The organism is Galbibacter mesophilus, from assembly GCF_023721415.1.
Lineage (GTDB): Bacteria > Bacteroidota > Bacteroidia > Flavobacteriales > Flavobacteriaceae > Galbibacter > Galbibacter mesophilus.
In genome coordinates, this window is sequence record NZ_JAMQVC010000001.1 from 1,538,439 (window position 1) to 1,552,354 (window position 13,916).

At 37.6% G+C, this 13,916-nt stretch carries 10 protein-coding genes; 2 read left to right on the forward strand and 8 right to left on the reverse strand.

The window, feature by feature from the left end:
• Positions 1-6: 6 nt before the first annotated feature.
• From NDQ75_RS06690 to NDQ75_RS06705, 4 genes are all read right to left on the reverse strand, one after another.
• Positions 7-1,572 carry a RagB/SusD family nutrient uptake outer membrane protein gene (locus NDQ75_RS06690; protein ID WP_202028604.1) on the reverse strand — a complete coding sequence of 522 codons (1,566 nt, stop codon included), beginning with the start codon at positions 1,570-1,572 and terminating at the stop codon, positions 7-9.
• Positions 1,573-1,607: 35 nt separating this feature from the next.
• Positions 1,608-5,132, reverse strand: coding sequence for a SusC/RagA family TonB-linked outer membrane protein (locus NDQ75_RS06695; protein ID WP_202028605.1), 3,525 nt, complete (start codon positions 5,130-5,132; stop codon positions 1,608-1,610).
• An 86-nt stretch (positions 5,133-5,218) separates the two neighbouring features.
• Complete coding sequence (locus NDQ75_RS06700; protein ID WP_202028606.1) at positions 5,219-6,439, reverse strand: FecR family protein; 1,221 nt, start codon at positions 6,437-6,439, stop codon at positions 5,219-5,221.
• Positions 6,440-6,526: 87 nt separating this feature from the next.
• A complete protein-coding gene (locus tag NDQ75_RS06705) occupies positions 6,527-7,087 on the reverse strand; it encodes an RNA polymerase sigma-70 factor (protein WP_202028714.1) in 561 nt (186 codons plus the stop codon).
• Between the two features lie 415 nt (positions 7,088-7,502).
• Here NDQ75_RS06705 and NDQ75_RS06710 point away from each other — a divergent pair, with 415 nt between their 5' ends.
• Complete coding sequence (locus NDQ75_RS06710) at positions 7,503-7,949, forward strand: protein-disulfide reductase DsbD domain-containing protein (RefSeq protein ID WP_202028607.1); 447 nt, start codon at positions 7,503-7,505, stop codon at positions 7,947-7,949.
• Between the two features lie 101 nt (positions 7,950-8,050).
• On the opposite strand, the gene NDQ75_RS06715 is transcribed toward NDQ75_RS06710, so the two are convergent.
• Positions 8,051-8,968, reverse strand: a complete 918-nt coding sequence (locus tag NDQ75_RS06715) for a S1 family peptidase (RefSeq protein WP_202028608.1) — start codon at positions 8,966-8,968, stop codon at positions 8,051-8,053.
• A gap of 330 nt (positions 8,969-9,298) precedes the next feature.
• Between NDQ75_RS06715 and NDQ75_RS06720 the strand changes: the two genes are divergently transcribed.
• Positions 9,299-11,239 carry a protein-disulfide reductase DsbD family protein gene (locus NDQ75_RS06720; protein WP_202028609.1) on the forward strand — a complete coding sequence of 647 codons (1,941 nt, stop codon included), beginning with the start codon at positions 9,299-9,301 and terminating at the stop codon, positions 11,237-11,239.
• Positions 11,240-11,315: 76 nt separating this feature from the next.
• Here NDQ75_RS06720 and groL read toward each other — a convergent pair whose 3' ends face one another.
• From groL to secG, 3 genes are all read right to left on the reverse strand, one after another.
• A complete protein-coding gene (gene groL, locus NDQ75_RS06725; protein ID WP_202028610.1) occupies positions 11,316-12,947 on the reverse strand; it encodes a chaperonin GroEL in 1,632 nt (543 codons plus the stop codon).
• An 83-nt stretch (positions 12,948-13,030) separates the two neighbouring features.
• A complete protein-coding gene (locus tag NDQ75_RS06730) occupies positions 13,031-13,309 on the reverse strand; it encodes a co-chaperone GroES (protein WP_202028611.1) in 279 nt (92 codons plus the stop codon).
• 242 nt (positions 13,310-13,551) lie between these two features.
• On the reverse strand, positions 13,552-13,911 hold the full coding sequence (secG, locus tag NDQ75_RS06735) for a preprotein translocase subunit SecG (protein WP_202028612.1): 360 nt from the start codon (positions 13,909-13,911) through the stop codon (positions 13,552-13,554).
• Positions 13,912-13,916: the final 5 nt, after the last annotated feature.

The window sequence follows — 13,916 nt, forward strand, 5'->3', positions numbered from 1 at the left end:
TGTTTTTTAATCTACTCGGTTCCAATAGATGTTTTGTTTTAATAAGGAATTGTTGGTAAAGGCTGCTTGTCCAATATGTAAATACAGTGCCCCATCTTGAATGTCTTGATCGCTTAACAATGAAAACGCTTCTGGAAGTTCGGTGTCGATGTAGTTGTTTCTAAGTACATCATAATACCTTCCGTTTTCCATTAGCAATTCTTTTTCTCTCTCTTTGAAAATGGCATATTGTAAGTCTTGATCATCTGGAGCAGGATAAGGTGCGGCCTTAGCTCTGTTGCGTATTACATTTAAATCTTGAATGGCTGCCGCATCATTACCAAGTTTGGCATAACACTCTGCTCGGAGAAGATAAATTCCCGCCAAACGAATGTAAATGGAATTACAATTTAGTCCGGTCATTGAAGTACGGCCAGTGGTTTGACTGGTAACACGGAAAACACCTTCTTTAACTTTGTAAGGAAAGGCAAAAGGATGTCCGGCTGCTGCCATGGAATCTACTTTAAAGAAATATCCATCTTTTCTTTCGTCAGTACCTTTATACATGTTTTGTATGGTGCTTGCTTCAAATTTAAAAGCAACTCTTCCAGACTCTATATCTGCAGTACCAGCATTGGTATCTACTGGCCAGGTAAAATAACGCTCCATAATAGGGTTTATATATCCACCGGAGTTATCCGGAAGATAGAACCTTTGAGCTTCTAGAATGCTTTCCATCGCCATAGATCTTGTGATGGGTTCGTAACCGTTGAAGTTTTGATCCAGCATAGAAGATATATTTGGAGCCAGTGCATATTCACCTGAATTATCGCCAGAAATTAGGCTCGTACACCATTCTACAGATTTTGTATAGGAAGTAGATGGCGTTATTGACGGCCAGTTGTAAAGTTCTGCCATGCTTCCCTGCCAAGCGTACATGTGCGCCAATAATCCGGCGGCAGCTCCTTTGTTTCCATATTGCTTCGATAGTAAGGCGTTTCCATCGTCATCGGTTAGTTCGCCGTATTTGCCTAATAAATTATGGGCCGCTTCCATACTTTTAATGGCTTCAGCAATAACTTCATAATCTGCGCTATTTCCGTAGGCTTCAAAATTATTCGTTCCAGTGGTAATAATGGCATTTCCCCATATTCGACCTAATTCAAAATACATCCAACCTTTAAAAAAATGGGCCTGTCCCGTATAGAAATCAATTCTATCCTGAGGAATGTTACCTTGAGCCTGATCTATGTTTTCTAAAATTAGGTTACAAATGTAGATAACATCATAATACTCAGACCAATCGCTGTATAACGAACTTTTAACCGTTGCCGGTACTAAATCTCTTAAGTTGCTAAACCCAATATTGTCGCATATGTCAGCTGCAGTTCCCATGGGTTGGTGTGTGTCATTACTAATTAGGCGTTGTACTTCCCCTTGAATGGAGATAAGAAAGCCCATTAGCTCGGCATCATCATCAAAAGCGTTTGTGATGGATTGTCTATCCTCTGGCTTAATATCAAGTGCATCTGCACAAGAACCAAAAAGGAACGTGATGACTAAAAATAGGGTATAAATTAAAATTCGATTCATTTGCTTAATTTTTAAAAGCTTTTACGTGTTTAGTTCTATAAGTTTATACTGCAACCAAGTGTGTAAACGCGAGGCAATGGATAGTTATCTAAAGTGTCTACCCCTCTGAACGAAACTGCCTCTGGATCCAATCCGGAATAATTTGTTAGGAGAAATAGGTTTTCAGCAGTAAAGAATATCCTTGCAGATTCCAGTCCGATTTTTTCCATCCATTCTTGTTGGAAGTTATAGGATAGGTTCACTCTTTTTAACCTCAAATAATTAACAGATTCAATGTTGCTGTCTATCATTGGGTCGGCCTGCGGGCCATACCCTAAATTAGCGGTAGGAAAAAACGGATCGTATCCTTCCCCAGCACTTGCAAAGCCTTCTTGAGACCAGAAATCAACATCATCGACGTCGAAAAATAATCGGGTTATATTGGGGTCTCTACCGTTTGCATATGCTGTGTAAGGCACTGCATTGATGATAGATTTTGATAACGTATAAGTGAATAAAAAGTTTAAATTGAAGTTTTTCCACGTAAGATTGTTGTTGAAACCTCCAGTTGCTTTTGGAATCGGACTTCCTTTGTAAACCTTGTCAAGGTCGTTCATACGTCCGTCACCGTTCATATCCTTTATTTTTTTCATTCCAATTTGAGTAGGATGAAGATTGTCTGGCTGGCTTTCATCTAAAACAGAACCATCCACGTTATAGTAGCTAGGGATATCGTCTTCACTTTCTATATATCCATCTTGGACATATACATTGAAACCGAAAAGTGGTCTCCCTAAAATGAATTCTTCAACATCATTTCCATTAAAGCTTTCTTCAAACCTATTCTGGTTCATGGCAATGTTGAAACTAGAGTTCCATCGTAATTCAGAGTCTCTTAAAATATCTGCTTGAAGCGTTATTTCTAGACCTTGATTGGAGGTTGAAAAAGTGTTTCTCCATGTTGCGTCTTCGTAGTACACATCTCCTGGAAGCGCTGCGTTGTAAATTTGATCTTTATTGTACTTGTAATATATATCGGTGATTAACTTAAATCGGTAATTAAAAAAGTCTAAATCCAATCCAATATTGTATTGTTGCGATTCTTCCCAACCTAAATTATTGTAGGAAACTTGATCTGGTGCCAACCCTGGTACACCTAAGAAATAGGGTGAATTTTTATCGGATACGGATCCGTGAGCCAAATATGGATCGTTAAATTGTACACCTGTAACCCCCCAGGAAGACCTAAGCTTTCCCGAACTTAACCACCAAAAATTATCCATAAAAGCTTCGTTAGAGAAGTTCCAACCAACTGCTACGGAAGGGAAAGTACCCCATCTTTTATCTTCACCAAAAGTGCTGGAGCCATCTGCTCTTAGTGTTGCTTCTAATAAATATTTCTGCTGAAAGTTGTAAGCAACCCTTCCAAAGTAACTCAACAACGTAGATTGATTGTGGTAGGAATGAAAATTACGCGTTACAATTTGTACGCCATTTTGATCGATTACAGCAGCAGATTCAGGAATGTCCGGCACGTAATGGATGTCGTCACTAGGAGCACCCAAGCCCAATCCCATACTTCCTTGGTTGATTCTACTTGTGTAACCTTGTCCTGCCAGAAGTTCCAAATTGTGATTGTTGTTAAAGGTTCTGTTGTAAGTAAGCAGGTTTTCCCAGTTGAGAACAATACTCATTACATTTCTGTTTTGAGATCGAGACAAACCGTATTTGTCATCTAAATAGGAAGGGAAAAATTCATTTGAGGATACCAAGGAAAAGTCTATGGAGGGCGAAGAAGTGAAATTGAATCCGCCGCCTATATCCCAACCTACGCGAAGTCCAGACCTTAGTCTATACGTATTATTTTTTTGTTCAGAATCTGCAATGGCATTCGCTTGTTCCAAGGCAATAGGGTTGTTTAAAGAGAACAAGGAGGAAGTAGATACTGGTGACCCTATCATAGCTGCAGCTCCGTTATTACTATTTGACCCCAAACCTCTATTAGTGTATGCAAAATAGTTGGTGGAGTTGATTGTGAGGTTTTTTCTTGGCTTAAGATCCATGTTTGCAGTAAGGTTGTATCGACTAAAAGCCGTTCCTACCATGATGCCCTCTTCATTGTAATGACCGAGTGCTACGTTATATTTAAAAAGTTCGGTACCTCCATTAACCTGCAGATTTACATTAAGCGTTTTTCCCGTTTGGAAAAAATAATCCCACCAGTTAGCGCTGTTGTTGTAATAGGTATTCAAACTATCCTGTAATTCCGGTTTATAACCTCCAGGCCGTCTTCCGTTACCCCAGAACCAATCGTAGATACCATTTGTTCCCAATACCTCTTGATAGGACTCGGGTACAACGTACGTTCTAGTGTCTCTATCGAAATAAGCCTGGGTGGCTCCTTTGGCAAACTTAATGGCGAATTGACGTTCTGCATTTCCTATAGTTTGTACCGGTGTTTTTGGCAACACGCTATATCCATTTGAAATGTTAGCCGTAATCGTTGCTTTTCCGGTTTTTCCTTTTTTGGTAGTAATTAAAATCACACCATTATTTGCTCTAGAACCGTACATGGCGGCTGCCGAAGCATCTTTTAAAACTTCCATGGATTCTATGGTGGAAGGATCTATGTCTGCCAGTCCACTAACACTAAAATCTGTGTTATTTTCTGAAATAATCGGAATTCCATCAACTACGTAAAGAGGAGAACCATCATTTATTAGAGTACCGTCCGGACCTTTCACCATCAAAGAGTTTTGTCCGCGAATGTTTACAATTGTTCCGGTACCACCTGGAGATCCAGATTGATTCGTAACAGAAACACCGGCCATTTGTCCTTGCATTAGGTTTTCTAGGTTTGATGCTGGCATGTCTTTTATGGCTTCTGCCTTTACGGTAGAAACCGAATTGATGAGTTCTTTTTTGGTTCTTTCACCATAAGCAACCACGGTAACTTCATCCAAAGAATTAATGTCTTCTTCCAAAGTAATGGTGAGTTGCGTCTCTCCTTCGACTGTAATTTCTTTGCTTTTGTAGCCCAAAAAAGTAACAATGAGGGTAGGGGTTACATTAGGCTTTACTGGGATGTCGATGGTAAATTCACCTTCTAAATTGGTAGAGACACCAACCATTGTTCCTTTAACCATAATGGTGGCACCAGGTAGACTTTCACCACTTTTATTTTGTATTACCCCGTTAACAGTTAAAAATTCCTGTTGAACTTTAACAGGAACAATAAGATAAAGTCTTTCCCCTTGAGGCTCGAGCTTAAATCCGTTTCCAATTAGGCTAGAAACCGCATCCACCAAATCGGTATTGTTAAAATTGGCCTCAACAATTCTGTCAGAATTTAGCTCTTTGTTGTTGTAAAAGAACTCTACATTGGTTTGTTTTCTAATCTCTTTTAATGCTTCATGTAACGTGACTTTCCCAAGGTTTAAATTAACTTTTTGGGAAAAGGCAAATGCAGCAATGTTAAAAAATAGGAGGAATAAAAATAATGACCGCTTCATAAATCGAACGATTTCATGTTCATAGCGCGTGAGGAAACGCAGGGCTTCCCACGAAAGAATTTTTTTCATACATTTACAAGGTTAGAGTTGTTAATTATTAGTTTATTAACAGCATAAAAGCCGGATAGGACGACCAAATACTATCCGGTTTTCTACTATTTTTTTGAAATCAATATTTCATATTTTCCGTTCGTTTTTTGTACTTCATATGTTATGTCAGATGTTTTTGCCATCATTTCCAAAAGCTCTTTAACGGAGGCATCTTTTCTTGTCATCCCCGTAAAAAGAATGTCGTTATAATCTATCTTATCAGCATCTATAAACTTCACTTCGAAACCATACCATCTTCCTACTTTTTTTAGAATGGTAGGCAGGCCTTCATTTTCAAAATAGAAAACGCCATCTTTCCAAGAGCTGTAATTTCTTACATCTACTTTGCTTACATACACCCTTTTGCTACTGTCGTTTTTAAGATATCCTCTTTCTCCAGGCGCCAAAATAACTTCTTCTGTTTCTTCGGAAGAAAGCTTCACTTTTCCCTCCACCAGAGTCGAAGAGAAGAAATTTTCATCTTTGTAAGCGCTTACATTAAATGAGGTTCCTAAAACGGTTACATCTTGATTTTCAGTTTTAACGATAAATTGACCTTTGTTTTTTACAACCTCAAAAAATGCTTCTCCTTCCAGTGTTACGGTACGGGTGTCACCTCGAAAAGCCTCGGGATAGGTAAGTGTAGAGTTTGAATTTAGCCAAACCATAGAGCCATCAGGAAGTTGTACGCTGTAAATGCCGCCAATAGGCACGTAGAGTGTGTTGTGTTTTACGGATGTATTTGGTTGGTTATCTGCTTCGCTGGTATAAGATAAATGGTTGTTCTTATTATCAATTTTAGTACTTTCCGAAGAAACTATAATCTCATTTTGATGCGCTTCTAAATCAATCTTTTTGCCATTTGCCAATGTTAAGGTGGCTTTTGGTTTTCCTGGAGCTATTTCAGTAACAGTCGGCGTCTGTTCATTGAAGTTTTTATCTTCGGAAGTCGTTTCAGTTAAAATGGAAACACCAACAGCAAGAGCTATAACGATAACGGCTGCATACTTGTAAAAGGACCGTAGCGCAGCTTTTCTTTTTGTTGCTTTTTTGGTTTCGATTTTTTGCAAAAGTTTACTGTACGCTTTGTCTTTATCAATTGTTTTGTAAAGGCTTCTCTTTTCTTCAAGAGTCTTGCTATCTATAATTCTGTTGTATAAATCACGGTTCTTATCGTTTAACAACCAAGCGTCTAGCGTCTCCTTTTCAGTCGGTGTAAGCTCATCCAAAACCGACTTAAGGATTAATTTTATAATGGTATTTTTTGGTAACTGATTTTGATTCATGTTGGTTTTTAAAAAATCATTACTGTTGATAATACAATAGTTGTTGCTTAATAGAGTATTAAAAACAGGTTATGGGTGGAAAAAAAATTAAAAAAATGGAAATTTTAACAAAATCGATGCATAAATAGCAAGAGACGGGTGGTCTTTCAAATGGTTTTTAAGAAGCGCAATTGCCCTTGATCGTTGTGATTTAACTGTGTTTACAGAAATGTTTAAATCTTCGGCAATATCCTTGTATTTAAGTCCTTCTAAACAAGATAATTTGAAAATGTTCTTGCATTTTTCTGGTAAGTTATCTAAGGCTTCAATTAGAACCGAGTGAACTTCTTCTTCTATTATAAATTCATCAACTTCGCTAATGCTGTCGTATTTTTGGGTGTCTAAGGAAACAATTTTATCCCGCTGCTTAATATGTGCCAAAGCTTTGTTTTTGGCCATGGTGTATAGGTAAGATTTAAGATCTCTTACCTTATTCATGTCTTTTCTTCGCTCCCACACATACAGCATGCATTCCTCCACTATTTCTTCAGCAATAGTTGTGTCGCTAACATATCGTTGACAAAAAGATAGCAGTCTAGGGTAGAAATTATAGAATAAATCTTTGTACGAATCTGCTGTAATTTTACTATTTCTAGACAGGGAATCGATAGAGGAATTAAGTTTAAGTTATCATTACGTTAAAAGGGGCGTAAATATAAATTAATTTTTGAATCCTTCCATGTTAAAAAAGCTGTGTATTGTCAAGTATATAAAGGGGTTACGGTATATTTACTCAAGAAATTATTTGGTTTTAAATGTTAATTATTTTGGTAATCAATGAAGAAATAATTGTTTTTAAATGTTAGGATAAAAGGATGATAAAATTTTGGGTTAAAAATTTTTAAATTTTTATTCAAGCTTATGATAGGTTCCTGTTTTTTGTTGTTGAATTGTAAATTTTATTTGATATTCTTTTCCACCCATTTTTATCTTTTTTTACTCTATTTAATATAAAAAGAAAGGATTTATTCATGAATTTCATCTTTTCCGTTGTGTTGAATGAATCTTTTAAAAATTTTTAACCATGAAAAAATTATTTGTAATACTGTTTTTAACGATGGGTATCCATCTTAACGCTCAGGTTTACGATCCAGTAAGTTGGTCGACTTCCGTAGAAAGGATATCAGAAAACGAATACGATTTAATTGCGACAGCTACCATTGAAGAAGGTTGGCATTTGTACTCGCAAAATGTTCCAGAAGGTGGTCCAATAGCAACTACTTTTACTTTTGAAACTGTTTATGGTATGGAGATGGAAGGTGAGACTAAAGAAGGGAAAGGTCACCAAGTGTATGATGAGGTTTTTGAAATGGATATAACCTATTTTGAAAATAAAGCTGTTTTTGAGCAGCGCATCAGGTTAACAAAAGCTCATGGAAACATCATCAACGGTACGGTAGAATTTATGGTCTGCGATAATGCTAATTGTTTGCCGCCAAAAGAAGAATCCCTGATTTTTAAACTTAATTGATAGGTTGAAGGTAGGCGAGGGTTTTTCTCTACAATTCAACCGCAAGCTTCTGGCCTTGCCAGAGAACAAAAAGGGCACCGATAAGAGTGCCCTTTTTATTTCTATTCAATCAAGTTTTTAAGAACAATAACCGGAACAGTATTTTTTCTTACCATCTGTAGGTTTCTTTGCATGGATTGGTCGCCATAAATAGAGTAGGTGTTAGAAACTGTTGCTATTAAATTACCGAAGTCGTCCACCACAGGGCCTCCGCTAGAACCTCTGGCGTAATCTGCAGTTATGCACATGGTATATTTGGTGTTTTTTGGGTTGTCTTCAGTTCTGGTTTGGGTGTTTTGTGCTACCATACCTTTCGTAAAATAATAAAGCATTTGTTTAGGATTGCTCAAAACGTACGCGGTGGCTCCTGGAATAGCGGGAGCCCCAAGTGCCAAGGGAGTGAAGTTATCAGTTTGATTTTCTAAAGTGAGTATTGCAATATCATTAGTCTCATCGGCAGATAATACTTCTTTTACTTGATACATTTTTCCATCTGCAGTTCTGGCAAAAAGAGCTTTCATAAAATACCGTTGATCTCTAAATCCTTTCAAAACATGAAAATTGGTAACGAATGTGCCATTATTTGCAATCAGATATCCCGATGCAATCGCGATATGAGTTTCAGAACAATTTTCCTTGTCACAAAGGTATGCGTGACCAATAATGAGGGAAGCTTCTTTCGTTTTTCTGTAAATTTCTTTGGGGTTTAAAGCAGTGTTGTGTGGCGTGGCCAGGTCTAATTTTATTTTTTTATGTTGATTTTCGGTCAGTTGTTTGTGCGCATCTCCAGTGTCAAAGAGGATGTCTCCTTCTGTTAATAGTGAGGTTCCATAAGCTATCATTTCTTGCAAAATAGCTTCCTCATCGACATAAATCTCGTTGATTTCTTCAGAATTTTGCCCTTGAACAACAATAGTAGCAAGTATTGCCGTCGCACGAATATGTTTTTTTAATGCTGAAACGTAAGTAAACATCTTCATTTTTAAAATTTTAATTAGGTTCTTCTCTTTGGAAGAGCTTTTGTTCAAGCAAATGGGCGTATAAGTTTTTGTTAATTTTTTGCTGAAAATCTGTCTTCACCATCACTTCAAATAAATTTTCATAAGATGATGTTCGCTTTTTTGATGAATCTTGTGTTAAAAAGCACATTTCTTCCACCCATTTTAATTTTCTCTCACTCTATTTTATAGAACCAAAACTAGGATGTGAAACCTCATTTTAATTCTTCATTTTGTTCATGGAAAACAAAGTCAAGACTTTATAGAAAGGTGAAAATGACTATGCATCCTTTTCGATAATAATTTTATACAATGAAGAGACTATTACTTTTTTTGAGTATCATTTTTGTGAAGTTAGGCGTTGGTTTCGCCCAAAAAACTACACCTGTTAAATGGCAAACCTCTGTAGAAAAGAAATCATCTACGGAATACGTTTTAATAGCGACTGCCGCTATTGATGAGGGTTGGCATCTTTACTCCCAACACATTGGAGAAAACGGACCGGAAGCAACTATTTTTTCTTTTGCTGAAAATGCTAATTATAACTTGGTAGGAAAAACCAAAGAAGAAAATGGAGCGATGTTGTACGATTCTATTTTCAATATGAAGATTAAATCGTTTACACAGAAGACTACTTTTAAGCAGAGAATAAGCCTCAAAGAATCTTCTATTTCTGAAGTGAAGGCAACCGTTACGTTTATGACGTGCAATAATCAACGTTGTCTGCCTCCCAAAACAGAAGAGTTATTATTCAATTTGGTGGAAAAAACGGAAGTTACAGCGGCAGGGAATAAAGATTCATCGTTTGTGGGTGCTGCCAAAACTGAAAAAAAAGGTCTGTTCACTATTTTTCTAATTGCATTTTTGTCCGGTTTTGCAGCTTTGTTAACACCTTGTGTTTTCCCAATGATTCCGATGACGGTAAGTTTTTTCACAAAACAAAGTAAAACACGTGCTAAAGGAATTCAAAACGCGTTTTTGTACGGTTTGTTCATTATTGTTATTTATGTGTTTTTGGGGGCTATTGTAACGTGGCTGTTTGGCGCAAGTGCTTTAAATGCTATTTCTACCAATGTTTGGTTTAACCTAATTTTCTTTGGGATTCTCGTCGTTTTTGCCGTATCGTTTCTGGGTGCTTTTGAAATTGTCTTGCCCTATTCTTGGGCAAATAAAGTTGACAAACAAGCGAGCAGAGGCGGACTTGTGGGGATTTTCTTTATGGCTTTGGCCTTGGCCATCGTTTCTTTTTCCTGTACTGGTCCGATTGTGGGGACGTTACTGGTGGAAGCGGCAAGTAAAGGTGGTGTAGCACCTTTTGTTGGGATGCTCGGATTTTCTTCCGCATTGGCGTTGCCTTTTGGATTGTTTGCAGCATTCCCGGGATGGTTGAATTCTATGCCAAAATCTGGGGGATGGCTTAATACCGTAAAAGTATTTTTGGGATTCTTGGAATTGGCGTTGGCATTTAAATTTCTATCCAATGCAGATTTGGTTTTGCAGTTGCATTTGTTGCAAAGGGAAGTCTTTCTAGCTATTTGGATTGCCATATTTGGGACATTGGCTTTTTATCTCTTCGGGAAGATTAAGCTCCCGCATGATGGACCGGAACAACATATTTCCGTAGGTAGATTATCCATGGGGATGTTGGTTTTAGCTTTCACTATTTATTTAATTCCTGGTCTTTGGGGTGCCAGACTCGAGTTGATAAGCGGTTTCCCACCACCAATAAATTATAGCGAGTCACCTTACGGGGTTGGATATACTAAAAACACGGTAGGTGCCATAAGCGAAACATCTCAAATTCCGGAAGGCGCCCATTTAGGTCCGATTGACATTATTGCTTTTAAAGACTATGAAACCGGATTGGCGTATGCTAAAAAAGTGAAAAAGCCGGTTCTGTTGGATTTTACAGGATATGCCTGCGTTAATTGCCGTAAAATGGAAGAGCGGGTTTGGAGCGACCCAAAAATACTTGCTTTACTTAAAAATGAAGTGGTACTTATTTCTTTGTATGTAGATGATAAAAGAAAGCTGCCGGAAGATGAACAAGTTGTTTCTGAAATTACGGGTAAGAAGCTAAAGTATATAGGTCAGAAATGGAGTGAATTTCAAACGCTTCGTTACAAAGCCAATGCCCAACCTTTTTATGTACTGATGAATTTAAATGAAGAAAACTTAATAGCGCCCATTGGATACACACCAGCGATTGATGAATACTTAGCTTGGTTACGGGAAGGAATTGAACGTTACTAAAGGGATGAAAATAAAAGCATAAAAAAACCGCATTGACATTTCAATGCGGTTTTTGTTTTATAACGGTTTGATGTTATTACATCATTCCTGGCATTCCGCCACCGCCCATTGGAGGCATAGCAGGAGCGTCTTCTTTAATATCTGTTAAAGAACATTCAGTAGTAAGGATCATACCAGAAACAGAAGCTGCATTTTCCAGTGCAATTCTTGTCACTTTAGTAGGATCGATGATACCAGCTTTTAACATCTGAACGTATTCACCAGTTTTAGCGTTATATCCGAAGTCTCCTTTTCCGTCATATACTTTTGCTACAACCACAGAGCCTTCTTTACCTGCGTTTTCTACGATAGTTCTCAAAGGAGCCTCTACTGCGCGGGTAACGATTTGGATACCGGTTTCTTCGTCATCGTTATCAGCTTTTAGCTTGCTTAAAGAAGCTTTTGCTCTTAACAATGCAACACCACCACCAGCAACAATTCCTTCTTCAACTGCCGCTCTTGTAGCGTGTAAAGCATCATCTACACGATCTTTCTTCTCTTTCATTTCAACTTCAGAAGCAGCACCAACGTAAAGCACGGCAACACCTCCAGCAAGTTTAGCTAAACGCTCTTGAAGTTTTTCTCTGTCATAATCAGAAGTTGTAGTGTCTATCTGAGCTTTAATTTGGTTAACTCTTGCTTTAATGTTTTCTGCATCTCCAGCACCGTTAACAATTGTAGTGTTGTCTTTGTCTATAGAAACATTTTCCGCAGAACCTAGCATATCCAAAGAAGCATTTTCTAAAGAGAATCCTCTTTCTTCAGAAATAACAGTACCACCAGTTAGAATTGCGATGTCTTCCAACATAGCTTTACGTCTGTCTCCAAATCCTGGAGCTTTTACAGCGGCAATTTTCAATCCACCTCTCAATTTATTAACTACCAAAGTAGCCAATGCTTGACCGTCAACATCTTCAGCAACAATCAATAAAGGTCTTCCAGACTGCGCAACTGGCTCTAAAATTGGAAGAATTTCTTGAAGGTTGGAAATCTTTTTGTCGAATAAAAGAATATATGGATTATCCAACTCCGCTACCATTTTATCGGTATCTGTTACAAAGTAAGGAGAAAGGTAGCCTCTGTCGAATTGCATTCCTTCAACAACATCAACATACGTATCTGTTCCTTTAGCTTCTTCAACAGTAATAACACCTTCTTTACCAACTTTGCTAAATGCTTGAGCGATTAAATCACCGATGGTGTCGTCGTTGTTAGCAGAGATAGCTGCTACTTGCTTTATTTTATCTGAAGAATCTCCAACTTCTTCTGCTTGTTTCTTAAGGTCTGCAACAATAGCTTCTACCGCTTTGTCGATACCTCTTTTAAGATCCATTGGGTTGGCGCCCGCAGTAACGTTTTTAAGACCTTCTTTTACGATAGCTTGTGCAAGAACGGTAGCTGTAGTTGTTCCATCACCAGCAAGATCGTTGGTTTTAGAAGCTACTTCTTTTACCATTTGCGCTCCCATGTTTTCTAGCGCATCTTCCAGTTCGATTTCTTTTGCAACAGAAACACCATCTTTGGTTACCTGTGGCGCACCAAAAGATTTGTTGATAATTACGTTACGTCCTTTTGGACCTAAAGTTACTTTTACTGCATTTGCCAATGCATCTACACCACGTTTTAATCCGTCACGTGCTTGAATGTCAAATTTTATATCTTTTGCCATTTTATTTTCAGCTTTATGCTTAAAGCAATATGCCCTAAGCTAGTTATTAGAATTCAGTTTTAAATTGTTTTGGAAAGCGTTTTTTAAACGATTGCAAGAATATCACTTTCACGCATGATTAAGTAATCGTTGCCTTCAAGTTTTAATTCGGTACCGGCATATTTTCCGTAAAGAACAGTGTCACCTTCTTTAACAGTAACTTTTTCATCTTTAGTACCTGGTCCCACAGCAACTACTGTCCCTTTTTGGGGCTTTTCCTTTGCGTTGTCTGGGATGATAATTCCAGAAGCTGTTTTGGTTTCAGCTTCTAAAGGCTCGATAAGAACCCTGTCTGCAAGTGGTTTGATGTTTAACTTTGCCATATCTTTTTACTATTTGATTAATTAATTTAAAATTTACTTTCCATTAATAGGCAGAAATTGTGCCATGGAAGGGAAACTGACAATTTTACTCTTAAAAGAATATGGAAATAGAAGAAATGGCTTAAAAACCAACTTTTGTTTCTGTATGAAAAGTAAAAATGACGTTTATAGATGAGGATTATATAAAAAAAATGCCAGCTTAGTGACAAGCTGGCATTTTTTATAAGGTATAATTAAGAATATTATTCTGTAGCAGCGCTATCAGTATTCGTGTTTGCAGGTGTTTCTGCAGCAGGAATTGTGCTGTTTTGTACAGGTGCTTCTACATCTCTGCTTTCCAATAATTTAGAATCAGAAGATCCTTCGTTGGAAATTAATGTGATGTTGGAAAGAAGAATCAATGCAACCAAAACTGTGGCCAATGTCCAAGTACTTTTATCCAAAAAGTCTCCAGTTTTTTTCACACCACCAACTACTTGGCTTCCTCCACCGCCAAAAGAAGAAGAAAGTCCGCCTCCTTTAGGGTTTTGCACCATAATCACTAAAACTAATAAAAATGCTACTATAATTATTAGCACCAAAAAAATTGAAAACGTACTCATTTCTA

What these genes read in the sequence shown, in the direction of transcription:
- NDQ75_RS06700 (WP_202028606.1), bottom strand. Translation starts at nt 6,439, where the DNA reads ATGAATCAAAATCAGTTACCAAAAAATACCATTATAAAATTAATCCTT.
- NDQ75_RS06690 (WP_202028604.1), bottom strand. Translation starts at nt 1,572, where the DNA reads ATGAATCGAATTTTAATTTATACCCTATTTTTAGTCATCACGTTCCTT.
- NDQ75_RS06720 (WP_202028609.1), top strand. Translation starts at nt 9,299, where the DNA reads ATGAAGAGACTATTACTTTTTTTGAGTATCATTTTTGTGAAGTTAGGC.
- NDQ75_RS06730 (WP_202028611.1), bottom strand. Translation starts at nt 13,309, where the DNA reads ATGGCAAAGTTAAACATCAAACCACTTGCAGACAGGGTTCTTATCGAG.
- NDQ75_RS06715 (WP_202028608.1), bottom strand. Translation starts at nt 8,968, where the DNA reads ATGAAGATGTTTACTTACGTTTCAGCATTAAAAAAACATATTCGTGCG.
- secG (WP_202028612.1), bottom strand. Translation starts at nt 13,911, where the DNA reads ATGAGTACGTTTTCAATTTTTTTGGTGCTAATAATTATAGTAGCATTT.
- NDQ75_RS06695 (WP_202028605.1), bottom strand. Translation starts at nt 5,132, where the DNA reads ATGAAAAAAATTCTTTCGTGGGAAGCCCTGCGTTTCCTCACGCGCTAT.
- groL (WP_202028610.1), bottom strand. Translation starts at nt 12,947, where the DNA reads ATGGCAAAAGATATAAAATTTGACATTCAAGCACGTGACGGATTAAAA.
- NDQ75_RS06710 (WP_202028607.1), top strand. Translation starts at nt 7,503, where the DNA reads ATGAAAAAATTATTTGTAATACTGTTTTTAACGATGGGTATCCATCTT.